General features: G+C 54.3%; 13 protein-coding genes and 1 pseudogene. 8 read left to right on the forward strand and 6 right to left on the reverse strand.

Features of this window, described 5'->3' with window-relative positions; genetic code table 11:
- Positions 1–12: 12 nt before the first annotated feature.
- Positions 13–1962: a UvrD-helicase domain-containing protein gene (locus tag CKW25_RS19555; protein ID WP_095081694.1), complete on the reverse strand. Its 1950-nt coding sequence runs from the start codon at positions 1960–1962 to the stop codon at positions 13–15.
- Positions 1959–4268: an AAA family ATPase gene (locus CKW25_RS19560; RefSeq protein WP_095081695.1), complete on the reverse strand. Its 2310-nt coding sequence runs from the start codon at positions 4266–4268 to the stop codon at positions 1959–1961. The genes CKW25_RS19555 and CKW25_RS19560 overlap by 4 nt, the downstream gene beginning before the upstream one ends.
- Before the next feature lie 326 nt (positions 4269–4594).
- On the opposite strand from CKW25_RS19560, the gene CKW25_RS27110 reads away from it, so the two are divergent.
- The 6 genes and pseudogenes from CKW25_RS27110 (at position 4595) to CKW25_RS26685 (ending at position 8292) form a co-directional block, all read left to right on the forward strand.
- Positions 4595–4945 (forward strand): hypothetical protein, encoded by a 351-nt coding sequence (locus CKW25_RS27110; RefSeq protein ID WP_095081696.1) that lies wholly within the window; start codon positions 4595–4597, stop codon positions 4943–4945.
- A 72-nt stretch (positions 4946–5017) separates the two neighbouring features.
- The gene (locus CKW25_RS19570) at positions 5018–5983 is read left to right on the forward strand and encodes a DUF932 domain-containing protein (protein WP_095081697.1); all 966 of its coding nucleotides are present in this window, start codon (positions 5018–5020) and stop codon (positions 5981–5983) included.
- Positions 5982–6593, forward strand: a pseudogene (locus CKW25_RS19575) (YqaJ viral recombinase family protein); the annotation flags it as partial. The gene CKW25_RS19570 and the pseudogene CKW25_RS19575, both read left to right, overlap by 2 nt.
- Positions 6594–6683: 90 nt before the next feature.
- Entirely contained in the window at positions 6684–7583 is a 900-nt protein-coding gene (locus tag CKW25_RS19580; RefSeq protein ID WP_095081698.1) for a hydrolase or metal-binding protein, read from the forward strand.
- Positions 7584–7610: 27 nt separating this feature from the next.
- Positions 7611–8108: a DNA repair protein RadC gene (radC, locus tag CKW25_RS19585; protein ID WP_095081699.1), complete on the forward strand. Its 498-nt coding sequence runs from the start codon at positions 7611–7613 to the stop codon at positions 8106–8108.
- Between the two features lie 10 nt (positions 8109–8118).
- Positions 8119–8292, forward strand: a complete 174-nt coding sequence (locus tag CKW25_RS26685) for a hypothetical protein (RefSeq protein ID WP_172736575.1) — start codon at positions 8119–8121, stop codon at positions 8290–8292.
- A gap of 46 nt (positions 8293–8338) precedes the next feature.
- Here CKW25_RS26685 and CKW25_RS19590 read toward each other — a convergent pair whose 3' ends face one another.
- From CKW25_RS19590 to CKW25_RS19605, 4 genes are all read right to left on the reverse strand, one after another.
- Positions 8339–11164, reverse strand: a complete 2826-nt coding sequence (locus CKW25_RS19590; protein WP_095081701.1) for a DEAD/DEAH box helicase family protein — start codon at positions 11162–11164, stop codon at positions 8339–8341.
- Between the two features lies 1 nt (position 11165).
- Positions 11166–12854 carry a site-specific DNA-methyltransferase gene (locus CKW25_RS19595; protein ID WP_095081703.1) on the reverse strand — a complete coding sequence of 563 codons (1689 nt, stop codon included), beginning with the start codon at positions 12852–12854 and terminating at the stop codon, positions 11166–11168.
- On the reverse strand, positions 12854–15718 hold the full coding sequence (locus tag CKW25_RS19600) for an SNF2-related protein (RefSeq protein WP_095081705.1): 2865 nt from the start codon (positions 15716–15718) through the stop codon (positions 12854–12856). Before CKW25_RS19600 ends, CKW25_RS19595 begins: the two co-directional genes overlap by 1 nt.
- A gap of 129 nt (positions 15719–15847) precedes the next feature.
- Positions 15848–16732, reverse strand: a complete 885-nt coding sequence (locus tag CKW25_RS19605; RefSeq protein ID WP_095081798.1) for a WYL domain-containing protein — start codon at positions 16730–16732, stop codon at positions 15848–15850.
- A 265-nt stretch (positions 16733–16997) separates the two neighbouring features.
- Here CKW25_RS19605 and CKW25_RS19610 point away from each other — a divergent pair, with 265 nt between their 5' ends.
- The gene (locus CKW25_RS19610) at positions 16998–18047 is read left to right on the forward strand and encodes a hypothetical protein (protein WP_218192556.1); all 1050 of its coding nucleotides are present in this window, start codon (positions 16998–17000) and stop codon (positions 18045–18047) included.
- The gene (locus tag CKW25_RS19615) at positions 18022–19083 is read left to right on the forward strand and encodes an McrC family protein (RefSeq protein WP_256577994.1); all 1062 of its coding nucleotides are present in this window, start codon (positions 18022–18024) and stop codon (positions 19081–19083) included. Before CKW25_RS19610 ends, CKW25_RS19615 begins: the two co-directional genes overlap by 26 nt.
- The last annotated feature ends 216 nt before the right edge of the window (positions 19084–19299 follow it).

The raw sequence follows: 19299 nt of genomic DNA on the forward strand, positions 1-19299 counted from the left end.
TCGGTTAGCAGTCTACGGAATCGCTTCAAATTCCCCGTCAGCGAACCAGCCGTTGTCTTTAATTCGCGCTAGCGCTGCTGCAGGATCGGATGACCAGAGCACAAGAGCTAGCGACTCCTGGGCACGACTACAGGTAACGTACAAAAGTCGTAGAGTACGGTCGATGGTAGTTTCTTTGCCTTTCCCTACGTTATCGTTGTCCGTCTTACTGAGTTCCGTACCACCAAAAATCTTGTCGTAGGAAATCTGGTTGCCGCCAGCTAATTTGTCGTCCATCACAACCATGACATGGAGAAACTCAGAGCCCTTGACGACCTGATGGGTGGCCAGCACTGAATTCCCGGCGAGGTAGGTGCGGTACTTTTGTAACTGATTCCAAGGGGAATCGAACAATGCACACCAGCCACGGCGCATCCGGTCCTGCTTGGACTCCTCTTCGCCTCTACCGGGCACTGGAGGTGGGGGCGACTTGTCTGCGTATGCCGCCGAGATACGGTGATCAACCTCAAACAACTTTGCTCTCAAGACCGGTTCAAGCACCTCTTCCACGGTCGAAATCGGATTTGCACAAGCTGCGGCGAAAACTTCAATGGCTTGAAGCATTTCGTCGACGCGGCTTGCTCGCTCCTCAGTGTTCTCGGGCATGTCATCGAGACGGCCGTAGCGCCGAAAAACCTCTGTGGCCTTGAACTCATCAACAGCGCCATCAGCACCAACGCACGCCTCTAGCTGGGCAAGTTCGTTCAATAGAACCTGTACTGCTGCAGGCCCCTTGTTTTCGCCACTTCCAGTAGGTGCGGCAGCATTCGGGTCAAGCAGGGCCATGGCGCCAAACGCTTCAAGAAACGAGCCGCGCGTTGCGACGAGCTTGTGTTCCAATGCGAGCAACTGGTACTCGCCTTGGCTCCAGGCGGCTGACCCGCTCACCTCCCGCATCTGGTCTGCGCACCAGCGTTCACCGAGAACCTTACTTTCTGGAGAAAGCGACGTGTCACCGACGTAGAGCCGGACAACCCCGCCCGTCTTCTCGGTTCTTGAATGCTGTTCTACGCCATTCGCAGGTTGAGTCCGACCCGCGAGCTCCGCTTCCCAAATGCTGTTGATGAGGGTGACAATTCGGCGCTGGCTGCGATGGTTCATCTGCAGTTCCGGCGTCGCCCAGTTCGGAGGAACTAGACTCGGAAGATCCGAATGCCCGTCGGTATAGATCCGCTGCCGATGGTCGCCGAGCAGTCCGAGAGTCAGGCCACTCCCCCTTGGCTCCGCAAGCCCCATCAAGGCATCCAACATGCCCTTCATCGTGTCTTGCGACTCATCGATGAGTACCACAGGGTGACGGTCTTTGAGGATAGTCTGGAGCGTAGGCCTGTTCTTGAGGAGCCAGGCCGTTGCGTCGAGAACATGCTTGTGGGCAAGCGCACCGGAACCATACGTCTCTCGGTCCGGATGGTAAATGAACACATCCGCCCCCCTGAACCCTTCTATGTCCTCCTTGATTTCATCCAGGTCCCGCTGTTTTGCAGCCGTGATTCCCCTCGGCTTTGCTAGCGCTTCCGCCGTTTCCTTTTCGAACTGAGCCTCCTTAAGTGCGATGAGCGCCGTGCGGATATCATCGTTGAATCCGCTGATGAGTTCCCAGCAAAACGCGTGGATAGTGGAGACCCCTACCAAATCGTTGTCACCGAGGCGCCCGCGAATGACCGCGACCGCGTTCTTCGTGTACGTGACCACGCGTATCGAGCGCCCGTACATCCTCAAGTGCCGCGCAAACCAGCTGCCTTTCTCGTGCTCCACGACACCCGTCATCCGACGTAGCACCTCTACAAGCGTACGTGTTTTCCCAGAGCCCGCGCCGGCAAATAGGAAGTAGCTGCGCGGAGGATCCTCCGTGAGATACCCGCAGATTTCTTCGACAACCCCGGCATCTCGGTTGTTGTTGGCAACGTTAGGGATCGCGCTCATACCATCGATTCCTGATTTGGCTCAAGCTGCGCCTGCAGCCAGGCCAGGGCATCCGCGATGTACTTTGGGCATACGACTGGCTCATCCGACGAGACCATTTCAAAGATACTCGCGGCGAAGTCCCCTTTATCGAACGAACTGTGCATGAGTGTGTGAAGTGCACCTAGCAGCTCTGGAAAGCTTCCAGCCTCAGCCGCCCTTTTTGAGACAGAGCCAAGTGCCCCTGTCGGGGCTTCAATTTCCACGCCACTCTCATCGAATTTCTCATCCATCAGGCCCTTGAACCAAGCCACGTTCGTGAGGACGAGTGAGTCTTCAAACGTGCTGGGCCAGCCGCCGTCAGCTTCGGCGACAGGCAACTGCCAGGCGAAACGCACCAGGCAATCTGCGATCTCATTCCATACCAATTGAGCGTCAGTCGGGTTCTTCAAATCATCGAGTTGCTGCAGCTTCGGATGCCAGCCGCGAAGAGTCGGGTTGCCGCAGTAAAGTCCAGCTTGCCCCGTATTCGCAACCGCGACGAGCTTTTTAGTCGGCTCACCATTTTTCTTAGGCTTACCTTCCTTTTCTTCGGAGGGGTCGATGTCGGTAATGATGACCGTAGGAATCCGGAGCTTCTCGACGAGTGGCTTGAGTCGGTGAGCATGGCTCCCCCCGATATCCAGAAATGACACGTAGCGGCTGTTCAGTGTTTTGAAGTCGCGTTCAATGAAAAGCGGCACCAACATGCGCTCTGCAACGCCTTCAACGAAAATGGCTGCGTTGGCAAACAGCAAGTCTGTGTGCTGAACGCGGAAGTAGCGTTCCGCGAACTGACGGGTCTTTTTGTCATCACCAAAGACCTGCCCCAGATTGACCACTTCGGTTGTTGGCATGGGGTTCGCCGCGCTCTTCGCGATGCGGCGAACGTATCGAAGCCGGTCAAAGCTCTCCGCGTGAGCAAGATGGCTCGAATGGGTACTAATGAGTAGCTGGCTTTTGAGGGCTGACGCGTTTTTCTCTGTCGGGCTGATGAGCTTGTGCGCCTTACCGGGGAAGATGCGCTGCACCTGAACATGGAGGTGCGCCTCAGGCTCCTCAATCATCACTAGGTGAACGGGTGCAGGAGAGCCTTTTTCAGGTTTGAGCCGGGCGGCTTTGAAGGAAACCAGTTGGTAGCTGAGGGACTGGAGATTCTGGTAGCCGAGCCCGATGGAATATTCGGGAAGGAGCTCTTCGAATGACTCCTTTTGCATGCTGTACTGAACAGCGGTTCCATGATCGAGCAGATCAGCCGTCTGGATGCGCGTACGGAAGCGAATTTCTTGTGGGTCATTCAGACCCGGATAGCCGAGCTCCCTCACTTCCTCAACAGAATCGGCGATGGCTTCGTGAATCTTCTTGTCTAAGTCTCTTTGCGCCTCAGCCACGGCCTTGATAAGGTCAGCACGTTGGCCATGCCCGGTGCTGGCAACGTTCAAGTGCTGTCGCGCAAACTTGAGAAGTTGGTTTGAAAACATGCCAACCCGATGCGGCCCCGAGGCAGACCGTGAATCAGCCTCTTCGCTTCCGAGCCCACGCTGGGCCGCGACAAAGTCAACGCGCATCAATCTCGACAGGTGCTTACGCTCAATTGGACAGGCATCTGCAGCGAGTGCCTGAGTGGCATAGGCCGCGAAACCCGCAATAGGGTTGTTATTTGCATCTAGCTTGTATGCGCGAACCTGTCCGAGCTTCGATGGCTCACGCAGCCAGAAATCAAGAAGGTCAATGGGCCACGCTAACGAGTCCGCCCCCATATCCTTTACCGGCGAGCGCGCAGAGTGATACGCCCAGGCCAGCTGCTTGAGCTCATCAACGCTGGCGGCTGGCTCCAATCGTAAACGAACCCCGACGGCACCTCCTTTCCAGCTGAACTTGGAAAGGAATGGCGCGACATAGTGATACATTCCGACCTCTGCATCGAACCAGAGGTCTAACGTCGGCATGGCCGCAAGAAGTGTCTGGAGCTGCTCTTTCCAGAGTTCTTCAGGCCCGACTACTGTTAATGGGTCTTCGGTCAGTGCTTCCCACGCTTTGCCAAGAGCTCGCAGTTTTGGCCACTGAGATAGGCTGATGTCGAAGGCGCCGAATGGGGATCCGTCCGCAACGAAGTGGCGCAGAGCGGCAAGGACCGAGGTCTTTCCACTGTTGTTCGCGCCGACCAGGATGGTCGTTTTCTTGTCGATATCCAACTGAACCTTACCCAGCCGACGAAACTGGCAGAGTTCCAGAAACCGAAGCGTGATGCCTTCGTATACGGGGAAAGCTGGGGCTGCTTCTGGCATTGATGCGACTCTCAACCGAAATATGGGGATACGCTCCTATACAAAAGCCTAGGGCACCCAATCGATCCTACATGTTGTTGATTGCAATAAGCCACATGGCTTTGCCGGGGTAACGCCCGAAGAAAAACCAGCAACGTGCTTGCTACTAACGACCCTCGGCTGTTGGTCGCATTCTGCCCCACGCAACAGGCAACTTAGGATTAAATCCACTGCCGACTGCAGCCCCTTACGACCTTGGATAAGTCGCTCTCAGCACAGCCATTCGAATCAAAAAAAACTCAGCCCTACATAACTGAAATGACATCACCACCAAAGAGGTTCGCCCCATGTCATTGCAGTGCCCTCGCTGTCACTCCCCCAAAGTCGCCTCCTTCCATCACGCCATGAAAATCGGCGCAGCCATCGGCACCGTGAGCGGTGCTGCGCGTGGCGTAAGTGCTGCACTGACTGGCGGTCAGGCTGGTGCGCTTATTGGCTCTATCGCCGGGCCTGTCGGCATCATGCTCGGCTCCGTATCGGGTGCCATCCTCGGCGGCTTGGCCGGTGGGGTTGGTGGTTGCACGCTCGGCGCGCAACTGGGCGAATCGCTCGACCGCCACGTCCTGGCCCACAACCTCTGCCTGCTCTGTGGTCATCGCTTCAACCTGCCTACATCCAAACAACCTCCTAGCTTATAACCTCATCAATCATTACCGGGACTGAGCATGCTCAGCGCTTTATGCCGGCGTGCACCTAAAGGAATCTCAACCATGGCTCATCTCGTCGAAATGGCCTACGCGGGCGCAGCCCCATGGCATGGCCTGGGCAATCAGCTCACTCAGAAACAACCCATCGAGGTCTGGCAACGCGAAGCCGGCATGGACTGGAAAATCCAGGAAAGCCCCGTACATTTCAAGGCAGATGCGATTGCTCATCTGGGTTCTATTCACTCGTACCCCGAACAGAAGGTACTGTTCCGCTCGGACACCAAGGCACCGCTATCGGTGGTCTCCAATCGCTATCACACCGTGCAGCCAAGGGAAGTTTTGGAGTTCTACCGAGACCTGACCGAGGTCTCTGGCTACGAACTGGAAACAGCCGGCGTGCTCAAAGGTGGCCGCAAGTTCTGGGCGCTGGCGCGTACCGGGCAAGGTGCAGCGCTCAAGGGTAACGACCAAGTGAATGGCTACCTGCTGTTGGCAACTTCCTGCGACGGCACCCTGGCAACTACCGCGACACCCACCACCGTCCGGGTGGTGTGCAATAACACACTGACCATCGCCTTAGACGGCACCAGCCGCGCGATCAAGGTGCCGCACAACACGCGCTTCGATCCCAAGGCGGTAAAGAATCAGCTCGGTATCGCCGTCTCGCAATGGGACGACTTTATGTACCGCATGCGCGCCTTGGCAGAACGCAAGGTGCAGTGGCATGAGGCACTGGGCTTCTTCATGAACGTGCTGTGCGAAACCAATCCGACCGGTGCTCTGCCGGAGGTTCTGCCCAACGAGCGTGCCCTGCGCAAGGTCCAGGAACTGTACGAGGGTCGTGGTCGGGGCAGTCAGCTCGACTCGGCACGTGGCACCGCATGGGGCCTGCTCAATGCCGTGACCGAGTTTGTCGATCACGAGCGCCGCGCCCGCAGCAACGAGTACCGCATGGACTCGGCCTGGTTCGGCCAAGGCGCGCAGATCAAGCAACGCGCCCTGGACACCGCTCTGCAACTGGTCGCCTGACGATGTGCAGATCCTCGAATGCAAGACAGCCGGCATAAACGGCGCACGCCTCTGGAAAGAGGGCGTGCCCGAGTATGTGCAACTGCAGGTAATGCACCAGCTCGCGGTCACCGGCAAGCAAGCGGCGGATGTGGCGGTATTGCTCGGTGGTCAGACGCTGGAGATACACCGCATCGAACGGGACGAGCAGATGATTGCCCGCCTGATCGAGCTGGAGCGTAAGTTCTGGCACTACGTCGAGACCGACACGCCACCGCCAGCCGACGGCTCTGCTTCGGCTGAAACGGCGCTGCGCGCTCTATACCCAGAGGACAACGGCCAGACCGTCGATTTCAGTGGCCGCGCCGGTTTGGCAGCGGCCTACCTGGAGCTCAAAGCTGTACGCCAGTACATCAGCGAGAAGGAAACGCGCGAAGCCCAGCTCAAGCAGTTGCTGCAGCAAGCCATGGGGGAAGCGACCCGAGCTGAGTTCAGCAACGGCTTTATCAGCTGGCGCAAAGCCAAAAACAGCATCGGTCTCGACGTGCCGCAACTACTCAAGGAAAAGCCCCATCTGCAGGCCAAATACCCGCTGCTAAAAACCGGGGCGCGGCGCTTTCTGGTCGGCTGACTCTCACCAACTTCAACCACTCCCTCCCTTTGGCCAGTCCATGCAGTTCGCTCTGCGTGGCTGGCCTTTTCCATTTTCAGGAGAATCACCATGCTCAAAGGTTTGGCAATAACCCCGCCCGTATTGGGCAGAATTTCCATCGGCAAGGTTATCGAGAAGAACGGCAAACGCCTGCCGGAGAAAGATGATCAGTTCACCATTACTTCGCAGGTACAAGGGAGGGACGGTTGGCTACTGCACCCGCTCAATGAGGAACTGCGCAAAAGTCAGCAGGACAAACTGCGCAGCATCCCGGTACGCCTGCTATTCAACGAGCCTGAGCTGAACTTCCGCGCTGACTACACGCTCTTTGACCGGCAGTCTGGCAGGCCACTTTGCGTCGGCAATGGCGAGACCTGCAAGCGTGTCACCCAGGACGGCATGCAGTCGTTGCCCTGCCCATCGCCGGATGCCTGCCCGCTGGCCAAAGGTGGCGCTTGTAAACCCTACGGTCGGCTGAACGTGCTGATCGGTGATGATGATCCGCTCGGCAGCTTCGTGTTCCGCACCACTGGATTTAACAGCATCCGCACCCTGGCCGCTCGGCTGCATTACTTCCAGGCAATTTCCGGCAATCGGCTGGCATGCCTGCCGCTGGAATTGCGCCTACGCGGAAAGTCGACTCGCCAGAGCCATGGTACGCCGATCTTCTATGTCGACCTGACTGTACGCGGTGGCATGAACATGGCTGAGGCGCTGCAGGCTGCCAACAATCTCGATGAACAGCGGCTAAGCACCGGCTTCGATCAGAACGCATTGGATGAGGCAGCTCGACGTGGCTTTGCCAACGGTGCATTCGAGGACAGCGAAGAAGATAGCGGCGCTTTGATTGAAGAGTTCTTTACCGCTGAAAGCACTGCACCGCCTGCGCCCACACCAACCCTAGTCACCATCAACAAGGTCAGCTTGGCTGAGAAGCTCGAAGCCCAGCATCAATCACTCAACCACTAACACGGCCAACAGCCAACGGAGCTGAAGATGAGATTACACAAACTCAAAGCCAGCGAAACGGCGGGCGCGTATGAAGTTGAATCCCCTGTGACCGAAGACGACATTCTGCTGATGGCCAGACAATTGGCCAATCTGCGCTTGCGTCGCGGGCGGGCTCTGACTTCACCCCAAGAGGTATTCAGCCACCTGCAAACACTTCTCGCAGATTACGAACATGAGGTCTTTGCCTTACTCATGCTAGACAGCAAACACAAGGTGCTGGGCTTTCACGAACTGTTCAGAGGCACGCTGGATAGTGCCAGCGTTTACCCAAGAGAGGTAGTGAAGATTGCGCTGCAATACAACGCTGCAGCGATGATCCTGGTACACAACCATCCTTCCGGTGACCCCGAGCCCAGTGAGGCAGATCGTGTACTTACCCAAAAGTTAAAGGAGGCCTTGAGTCTTGTGGGGGTGCGCACGCTCGACCACATCGTAGTTGGACGTGAGGGTTGCAATTCAATGGCAGAACTTGGGGTTCTGTGAGGAAGCTCAAATGAAGCAACTACTGCGAACCATTGCGGCAGTATTCGTATTTGCCGGCATCCTTGCGGGCTGCTTTACAGTGTTGCTGCTGGTGATTCTGATAGTGCGATTTCCGCCACTCATTCTGGTCGTGGTTGTGGCGTGTTGGATTTACTGCAAAGTACGCAATACGGCTCATCCATGAGCAGCAAAAAAAAGGGTAGCCGAAGCTACCCTTTTTGCGTGGCTGCCTATGTATGCAGAGCTACATCCAGCTCGTTAGATAGCTCATAGCGAGTCAAAAGCTCAAAGTCTGCTTGGCGCGTGTATTTTGCGGCAAGACCTGCCAACGTAGAGTTTCCGACCACGTCCGTATGTGGCACTAATAAATAAGACCACGGCTTACCGCCAGTTTTCTTCGCATGGAACTCAGTGGCGATATGTGCCCAAAGCGCCGCGGTTTCTGCTTTGCGCAATACCACCGCATCGTTAATTTCATCCGCGCGCTTGGTTTCAATAATTAAAATGCGGTCTTGCATTTCAACCACAAAATCCGGCTGGTAAGGCAAACCATCTGAGTCATACAGCTTGAATTGGTTGGGGCCGGGTTTCATCCACAGCTTAACGCCGTTTTCTTTTTCTAAAATTTCGCTCAGTTTACGTTCCGTATCTGAATCAAATTTAGCCAGTGGATAGCAGGACTTACTGAAACCGCTAAAAATATAACGCTTGATCTCGTTCAACTTTGGTGGTGCTTGGCGGAAGTCCAATGAATATTGGCTGCCCGCATTCTCGAAAGTTTGTGGACGCAATTCTTGGAAGGCCGCACTCACGGTAACGCGGTAATTGGTTTTCCCGCGCCACATATTTTTCTTCATGTCCGCAAATATGGCATCGGCCATTTGTCGAGAGTGGCCTTGCAGCACACTACGCAACTCTTCGAGTTTATCGTATTTGGCTTGATAGTGAGCAACCACTTGGCCAGCCAGCTGGTAAAGCACCTCGGTGTGCGAGTCGTAATCAATCTCTGGGAAGTCCATGAGTTTGGCAACGATATAGTTCTCTAGGCACTCTTGCTGCTCATCATGGGCATCACCGGTAATGGACTGCGTTTTCTCTGTGCGTAAAACCTGAATCAATAACTCGTTCGAGAGTGGTTGATGGTTCCAGTGTTTAAGATCCAGTGCGAAAGGTTTAAAACCAAAAGACACATTTTGGGTCGGTGTGATGGTCAATGCCGGAATGGCAATAATTCGCTCAACGAACTGACTGCAAATCGACTTCACGATTGCTTCAATTTTCAGCGTTTCAACCGGGAAGATCTCAGCTTGCAGTGTTTGCTCCGCTTGAATGGCCTGAACAATAGCGGCTTGCACTTCCGGCTTATTGATATCCGCAAGGCTTCCTACTTGTTTAGCGGTCTGCTGAACCACAATCTGAAGGGTCTTCTCGGCCACTTCCACTTCTTGCGCTGTTTGCAAAATAAAAGGCGCTGGTGTCTCTGCCACACCGACAGGGCTCGAGGATGCAGGAATTTGGTAGGCAGTGCTTTTTTCACTACCTTCTGCTTTCGGCAGCATGGATTGCACCAAGTGCTGCACCACATTTGGCGTAGTGACGACCTCAGGCTTCGTTGAGGTAACGTCACCGTCCTCACCAATAAACACCTGTTTGAGTTTCTTGGTAACACCGTTTTCCGTTTTGGCCAACTCAATCAGTTCATTGAAGCGGTCGTGGGCAATCACGGTGAGCTGATCGACTTCAGCCACCCCCGTGCGTTTGCCATAAGGTAAACGCAGACCACGCCCCAAAGTTTGCTCGGTCAGAATATCGGAAGCTGAGGCACGCAATGGAACAATGGTGAACAGGTTAGTAACGTCCCAGCCTTCTTTGAGTTTGTTAACGTGAATAACGATGTCGGTATCGCCGCTTTTTTCGATGTTCAGCAAGCGCTGCGCATTCTCGTCACTCTCTTCCCCAGAAGTTTTTGAGTGAATCTCGATGACACGACCTTTGTAACGGCCACCGAAAAATCCGTCTGACTCCACAAACTGTTTTACCTCGGAGGCGTGCGTGGTGTCCTTGGTCACCACCAGCATAAACGGTCGTACTATCGGCTTATCGTAGTTTTTGGCGTAGGTTTCCAGCGCCACCTTGACATGCTCGTGGTAGTTAATTCCGTCCTCAAGCATGATGCGTTCCAGCGCATCGGCATCAACTGACTTCGGATTAAAGTTCGCCCGAGTACCAACGGCAGGTTCCTTCACATAACCGTCCTCCATCGCATCAGGCAGATTGTAGCGGTAAACCACGTTTTTAAATGGCTGGGGCTTACTACCCGTAGTTTTCGGCGTCGCCGTCACCTCAAGGCCCATAATCGGCTGCAACTCGGCAATAGCTTTAAGTCCAGCGCTACCGCGATAACGGTGCGCTTCATCCATCAGCAGAACCAAGTCCTCAAGCTCAGACAGGTACGAAAAATAGCTGTCGCCAATGTACTCCTGCAGGCGTTTGATACGAGGAGCAGCCCCGCCTCGTACCTCGGAGTTAATCTTCGAAATGTTGAAGATATTGATGATCACACTTTCGCGGCCAAATAGATCCGCGCCGCGCACACCACGACCTTCCTCATAGTTTTCAGCGTTAACAATCAAAGGCGGGTTATGGGCAAAGGCTTCAATGCCCTTGAACACATATTTAGGGCTGCGCGGATCAAAATCGAACAGCAGCTTCTCATAGATCGTCAGGTTTGGTGCCAGAATGAAGAAGTTCCGGCTCTTGCCGATCATGTGCAAATAGCTGATGAACGCGCCCATTAAGCGGGTCTTGCCGACGCCGGTGGCAACGGAGAAACAAACCGATGGAAAGTCGCGTTCGAAATCTGCAAAGTCCGCATCAGCGACCTCACTGAATACCTGACGTACTTGCTCCCTGGCGGCATCTACATCAGTGCCTTTTTTCGGATCAATGAGCTCGACGATGGTATCGAGGCGCCGAAGCGCCTCTGCCTGAGGCTTACGTAACGAGAGGCGCTGACTAATTTGGGAAACTACACGATCCTTGTTTAGTTCAGTCATCTCAATTTTCCTCAGGGCCATCGAATAGGCTGGTCTGTGCTACCGACGTTTTGATTTTTTTGGATTTGTCCGGCGTGGCTTCTGCTTCTTCGGGCTCTTCGTCTTGCAGGGGCAAGGCTTCGATTTTTAAGGAATAATCGTCCCTACCCCACTCGCAGCTATCGAGCACCACACGGGGTATTTTCTTAATGGTTAGGTTCATTAAGGTATCGCCTGCGGCCTCATAGGCCATACAGCAAACCAAAAGACTGCGCTCTTCACCCACCTCATCAGACAGCGCCTTAAGCTGATCAAAGGTCAAACTGTTGGTAGTCACGTAGATAAAGGCGTTTTCTGTGGCCTTACCGTGCAGCCAATAATTTTCGGAGGATGGCGCGTAGGTGTAATTGAAATGTTTACACATAGCCTCGGCCAGCATTTCTGGCCGGTAATCCTTATTGATAACCAGATTGCCCCATTTGTCTTTTTGCAACAGCGAAGGCGCGAGCTTAAAGAAGCGATAGCCACCGCCGCCTTGCCAATTTACAGCCTCAGTCACGCCGCCTTTATCGGTGCCATCGATAGCCTTCTGCATGCGCGGCACGATATGGGTTTTAGCGTGCTCGCCCAGCTCGACCATAATCCAGCGGCGGCCCATTTTATGGGCGACTGCGCCGGTGGTTCCAGAGCCTGCAAAAGAATCGAGTACGATGTCACCGGTGTTGGTGGCAATCTGAATAATTTTTGAAATAAGCCGTTCAGGTTTAGGAGTGCCAAACGGCTCAGCATCGGGAAGGAGCGCAAGTACCTCCTTCTTACTGTCTTGATTGCTTCCCGCGAAATCGTGAGTCCACCAAGTACTAGGCACAATGCCGTCTTGGACTTCGTTTCTGAAAACTTTTAATCTAGGTGCGTTATCACCGCTTTTCCCAAACCACAGCCTATTATCTCTGCGTAGCTCTTCTGTCCGCTCAGGGAGGCCGTTCCAATGTCGGCCCTGTGGTGGATAAACCTCACGGCCCGAAGGGAGCTTAATGGGATATCTGTAGGCTTTGCGTTTATCCGAATCTTCCGATTGAACGGTATATGAAACACTCTGCCACGCCCCTCTCTCATCGCAATCGGGATTTTTAAATGCATCAGCAGACGCACCTTCCCGCGGCAACAAATTCCGACGAAACTTAAGCGGGTCCTTGAGATAGACTAATATATGGTCATGACTACCAGAAATTATCGCCTTATTTTTTTTTGCAAAGACTTTTTGCCATGCAATACTCGTTAGAAACCGCTTCCTTCCAAACAACTCATCGCACAAAACCTTCAAATAATGCGCTTCGTTGTCATCGATTGTTATCCAAAGCGAGCCATCATCTGACAATAAATCCCATAGAATGGACAACCTATCTCGCATCATAGTTAGCCACAATGAGTGTTCGAGCCCATCATCGTAGTGCTCGAATGCGGATCCCGTGTTGTATGGCGGATCGATAAAGATACATTTCACCTTGCCGCGCACATTCGGATCCGTCTCTAGCGCTTTGAGCGCCAGAAGATTGTCACCATGTATCAGCCTATTGTCGAAATGATCACCCTCACGCCGTGTTTCGGCGTGATGGGAAAATTCGGGTTCTTCAATCAGAATGCGCGGCTCAAGGCGCGGACGTTCGTCTTTACCAATCCAGGTCAGTTCAAGTTTGGTTTTACCGGCCATTAGATCAGGCTCCATCGAATCGTAAACAGGTGATCCACCTGTGGCGTTAAGTTAAGTTGTTCGGCAATGGCATCTAACATGGTTTCGCGCTCACTATCGATCTCACGCAGGCGGGTATAGAGCTGATGTTGTAGCTCATCCACCTGGCGCTTTAAGGCTTTAGCTTCGTGCTGTAGCTCAAGCTTGGCGGCCAGATTAGCGGTTGCACGGGCGAGTTTGTTCTTTTCATTGGCCTGCTTAGTCAGCTCTTTAATTTGCTGGTCATAGGCCACCCGGGCGTCATTACGCCACGCATCAAGGCGGTCTTCTTCCTCGTTGAGAAACTCGCCCAAACGCTCTTGCGCATGCCCGACAAGGGCCGTTTGCCGCACCTCAGTAACGCCCGCCAATTCAGCCTCAGGAGACTGCCCCATAGGTGCGCCAAGCTCTCGGGCAGGAATGTGCAGCAAGCGTTCGGAGGTACTCGGGTCAAGCACGCTGCCGTCATCGGTGAAGGCTGCACAGATCAGCTCATCCCAAATACGAGCGGGAGTTTGCAGCGACAGACGCGCGAGTCGCATCCAACCTGATTGGCCACGCAAGCTGGCCACATCCCCCAGATTGCCAGCATAGGCGCTGTAGTCAAATTCAAGCGCGGCCATGGGAGTTGATCGCGCTTTGGCCTGCGTCACCAGTTGATCAGCTAAACCTCCGTCGCCCAAGCGGAAGAAGCGCCAGCCGTTATCTTCTGCCTCAGGCCATTCGGTAGACCAGGTGTTGCCTTGATAATCAAAACGTTCGGCATGATCTAGATGAAAATGAGCCTCGGGCAGTTCAGCGCGAGCAAGGGTCACCAGAGCCCTACGAAAGTCGCCAAGGGCGGCATGAACGCCCTCCTTGCGGCTCATCAGGCGCTCAATAACCTTTTCGTCCATCTCGGCCAAGATTTTGTTGCGTGCATCCTGTTTGGCCGCATCAATCTCGACACTGAACTCTTCTTGCAGGCGATCGAAGGCCTCATTGATTTCATCATTCGAGCGGCAGGTCTGGACGATCTCCAAAATGCGCCGTTCGATATCTACACCAGACTCAATGGCACCCAACACTTCATCAGATGATCCAAATACGCCCTCGAAGAGCTTGAACTTCTGCTCTAAGAGCTGGTGAATGCGTTCCTCCGCCTGGTTCTTGCGATTGAGAAAGTTGATGACAGTGACGTCGATCTTTTGCCCGTAGCGGTGGCAACGGCCAATACGCTGTTCAATCCGCTGGGGATTCCAGGGCAGGTCATAGTTGATTAGCAGCGAGCAGAACTGCAGGTTGATACCCTCGGCACCGGATTCCGTGGAAATGAGGATGGAGCGCTCATGTTTGAAAGCATCGACAATGGCCGCTTTCATATCGGCAGTTTTAGAGCCTGAGGCAACCTCAGTGCCTTTATTTTTCGCAAGCCATGCTTTGTATAGGGCTGCGCTGTCTTTGTCGGAGTTTGAGCCGTTCAGGATCACAGTCTGGCCGGCACAGCCGTTTTGCTCCAAAAGATCACGCAGATAGGCTTGAGTGCGTACGGACTCGGTAAATACCACGGCCTTGTGCTGACCGCCTTTGGCTTCCATCTCAGCCATAACGATGGGCAAGCACTCCAAGAGCGCTCGCCCTTTGGCGTTGTCGTTAATTGAGATGGCGATATCCCGGTAATGAGTCAGCTCGGCGATCTCGGCCTGCAGTTTTTTCGGATCAACCTCATCAATATCATCATCCGTATGGTCTTCGACTGCATCCGCTTCAGTTGCGGCTATAGAATCAGCATCACGCCAATCCTCTGCATCTTCGGCAAAACCATCGAGATCATCCAGGGTATCGTCATCAACCACTAACTTGGCTTGCAGACGGTTGACCATCTTGTCTAAGGTTTTGGCAATGGCAAATGAGGATGAACCAAGGATCTTACGCAGGGACAAGGTAACCAGGTGACGGCCATTTTTACCTAGGGCAATGGTGTCTGGGTTTTGCAGGTACGCCGACACTGACTCGTACAGATCCAGCTCAAGTTTGCTGGGAGTAAAATCAAAGGTTTTCGGCAAGCGGTTGGTGTAGTTGATCAATCCAGCCTTTTGGACTTGACGACGCAAGGTGCGTTTGCAGATGGGCTCCAAACGATGCTGCAGTAAGGTCATAGCAGCAAGATTACCCTTGCCGCCGAACTCGGCCTTAAAGGCCTGTTCCGAACCAAAGTAAGCCTCATCAATGATCGTAACTAGGCCATAGAGCTCCATCAGGTTGTTCTGCAACGGCGTTGCCGTAAGCAAAAGTTTCTGACAACCCTGTAAGGCATCGCGCAGGACCGCTGCTCGGGAATTGTTGGCAGCCTTAAAGACGTTACGCAGCTTGTGCGCCTCATCAAACACGACCAGATCCCAAGCAACCTTTTGCAGCTGATGGGCGATACGAGCAGCATATTCGTAAGAAACGATGATGATGCCTTCCTTACGCCCAATGGGATTGGGTCGCTCGCTGGCCGCCAAGTCTTTAAGGCGTTTAGCATCAAGGATGGTCGAGGGCAATGAGAACTTTTCACGGAGCTCCGTGGCCCACTGCTTGCGAAGAGAGGCTGGCACAATCAACAGAAGGTTTCGGCGCTGCTCCCACCAACGCTGGCTGAGCACTAACGCCGCCTCGATGGTTTTGCCAAGCCCTACTTCATCAGCCAGCAGCACACCTTTGGATAACGGCGAACGCAAGGCAAACATAGCCGCATCAACCTGATGTGGGTTCAGATCCACACGTGCCGAAGACAAGGACTGAGTCAAAGACTCATCGGCACCGATGCCTTCACGCGTTAAGAAATGAGCAAAATATTTGGCTTGATAGGGGCTGTAGATCATTGGGAAAACAAATCCTTTTAACTTGAGGCCTTCCTGCAATGGCAGGCTAAGAGAACCTAACGACCTTACCCCGGCCATCAGAGGCAACGGAGCCAAGGGTGATTAATCACTGCCTGTGTAATTACTTGCTCACCCTGTTCGGTAACCCGGAGCCAGCACCGCCGTTTCCACTCCGTAGAGCAGCAACGGGTCTTTCAGCCAAAGGCGGTATTCCGAATCACGCAGCCGATGATCAGACGAGCAGTCGACACTCCATTTGCGCAGCACATAGCCGGCAGTGGCACCGCGCAGGCGTAAACGCAAGGCCCCACCGCTCATGCCGTAGTCCATGGCCGTGATGTCTGGGTGCGGTTGATCCGGGTGAGGTACCAGCTCGACCTCCAGTATTCGGCTCCACTGGACATCCTGTTCTGGTTGTTCGTGTTCAGCGACAGAAGACTCCGTCAGCAGCTTTGGCCGCTTGATGCGGGTAATCACAAAATCCCGAAATGCACCGCGCTTGCGGTCGTAGCCGCGCACATGCCAGCGCAGCCCCGCATCAATAAGGGCAAATGGGACAATTTCTCTCTGGGTCTTGCCGCTAGACAGGGAGTAATACTCCACTCGCAGAGGGCAGCGATGGTAGATGGCGCGCGTCACCATACCCAGCGTGTCCATATCCGGCTGGATAAGCCGCCCAGACGTCACGCAGGAGATTCCCGGCGCACTGTTTGCCGGCTCGCCATCCCCAAACCCCTCTGCCAACCAGGCCAGTACCCGGTCAGCAGAAAAGGTGAAGATCGGCCGAAACTCTTTGGTCGGCGTGTAGATTTTGCTGCTGCGGTCATACGCCAGGTTGTTTCCTGCCAGCTCACGATAGGTAGCAAGATCGCGAGTGGCGGCAGCCGTTTGAATACCGAAACGCTCAATTAAGTCGTGCCGACCAATCTCTCCAACGAATCGCAGGCGTAACTCCAGATAGGCCAAGCGGTCGCGTTGGGCATGCGTTAGCTGCGATAGAGCTTCAGTGGTCATGATTGGACTAGTCGTAGTGAAAGCGAGAACAGCATAAATTGCGATCACAACACCCGCAATTAAAAATCATGAAAGCATCATTTACAGATCATTTTGATTCGTAATAGCCTAGCGCAATCGTCGAGCATCACACTGCTCGACCCACCACTCCAGGGAGGGATCGCAACATGTGGCTACTTACCAATTTCAGCTTCTTTTCCGTCGCGCGAAAAGCAGCGCGCGATGACCTGACCATTCGTAGTCGCAGATGTAAGGCGCGAACACGATGAGTGACCTCCAAAAAAAATACGCCCTGTGGGATGAGTTTCTGTCGGCCTGGCCGGCCTCCCGACTGGCCACCATGACGTTGGACGAATACAGCCAGGCCGGATCGAAGGAAAGCTTCACCTACTGGATCGAATCTCGGCTCGATGAGCTGGGTAGCATCTGGGGCGGCTCGTCGTTCAAATTTGGCGTGTTCTCACGTAAAGACAGTGAAAACAAAAACTCCGACGCCAAACTCTCCTATTCAGAAACACACGGCTGGTACTCATCGCTAGCTACATCGGCCGAAGCTGCCTTTGAAAAAGTCCGCAGTTTTGTGGCGCAGGTAGCGGGCTGGGCCGCCACGGGCGATCTGGAAGCCATCGAGTCTTTCGAGCATCTGGGCGAAGCCTTTAAGTGGAAGATCGCTTTTCACTACCAGAACCGGCAGACGCCCGTGATCGTAGCCATTTTCAAGCGCGCGCCACTGGCAGTATTCGTTGGTGGCACCTCCAGCCAGAGCATGGCAACGTTGCAGAAAGCGACGCTCGCTAAGCGCCCTGAAGGCGTTGGTATTCTGGAGTTCGGGCGACAAGTATGGGAGGCATGGAGCCAAAAAAATCTGGCAATCTGGAAGCTCTCACACGGTCTAAGCGACTTTCCCGCCGAAGAGCGCAAGCAGTACCTTCTGGACGAACTGGGTGTAATGCACAGTGATACCGCTAAAGGTCAGGGCAAGGAGTTCCAGAAAGCGCCCATCGGAAGCCTGTTCTACTTGTGCCACGGTAATGAAAGCCTTCCTCTGGTCGGCCAGTTCATCTCTGATCCGGCCCCCTGCGCCAAAGATGAAGGCTGGCTCCAACGCCGCTACAGAATATTGAAGCGGAGCATCAAGCTCGGTGGCTACCAAGGCGGCCAGAAAGGCTGGACGCCCAACTACCGCTCGACCTTCAAACAAGTGCCTGCTCACGACCTGCCGGAGTTCGAGAGCACTTTGCTCAAGCCGTTCTTCGGCACAGATTTAGCCGAACTGGCAGCATTGGCTGGTGACCCTAGGCAAAACGAATGGTGAAGAAGATGCACGGCATCTCCTAATCGAGATGCTGCGCTGCCTAGGCTCCTTCCGCCACATACAGACCAGCAGCGCCCAATTACTAGCCCGCCGCATGCCGCTGCTGGAGGTATTTATCGGCGAATTCTTGCGGGCTGTGGATCACACCGTCAAGCGCGGCCTACGCAGTGATTACCTTGCACAACAAGACAACCTGTTTACCCTGCGCGGCAAGCTACACATGGCTCAGCACCTGCGCCTCAACCTATGCCGCCGCGACCGGTTCTATACCGAGTTCGACGAGTTTTCCCTCAACCGACCGGAAAACCGCCTACTGCACGCAGCCCTCAGGCGTGCGCTGACATGGACTGCCTCACAGGCAAGCCAGCAACTAGCACGAGAGCTGTGTTTCGTGTTCGCCGACATTCCTACATCAGACCAAAGCAACGCGGATTTTGCGAGGGTTCGGCCAGATCGCGGCATGGCGCATTACGATGCAGCATTGGCTTGGGCGCGCCTGATCCTTCAGGACGAGTCACCGCTCACTGGCACGGGCCAACATCCCGCACCGTCCCTGCTGTTCCCAATGGAGGCGGTCTTTGAAGCCTTTGTCGCCAAACACCTTGCCCGTCAACTCAACCCAAGCCTCGACCTGCGCCTTCAAACACGAAGCCTAAGGCTTGTCCGGCATAAGGAGCAGGACTGGTTTCAGCTCAAGCCTGACCTCCTGGTACAGGCAGCCAAAACCAACCGCTTGGTACTCGACACCAAGTGGAAGCTGGTCGATGCAAAGAAAGCCAACAGCAAGGAAAAGTACGGACTAGATCAAAGCGATTTCTACCAGTTGCAAGCTTACGGCCAGAGCTATCTCGACGGAGACGGTGATGTGGTTCTGATCTATCCAAAAACAGAAACCTTCAGCCAGCCCCTGGCAGTATTTGACTTTCCCAAGTCACCAGGGATGCGCTTGTGGGTTCTGCCTTTCTGCTTGCATACCAAGCGAATCCTCTTACCGCCTTGCGGCAGCCTCGACCAACTTTTCTCCCAAACCACCTGAGCTCAACTTCTTGTACAGGATCAAACCATAGGAGCCGTATCCATGATCAGTCGCTATTTTGCAAGCTTGCTGCTTTGATTCACGTCAGCAGCAAACGCCGCTGACGCATCCAGTTGCTACAACATGGCAGAAGCGGATGCCAGAACCTATTGCCTGGCACTCGCCCACGATTGCCCCGGTCGATGCTATGCCATCCAAGATTATGCTTTGCGCAGC

This window comes from Pseudomonas sp. Irchel s3h17 (assembly GCF_900187505.1).
In the GTDB taxonomy this organism is placed as follows: domain Bacteria; phylum Pseudomonadota; class Gammaproteobacteria; order Pseudomonadales; family Pseudomonadaceae; genus Aquipseudomonas.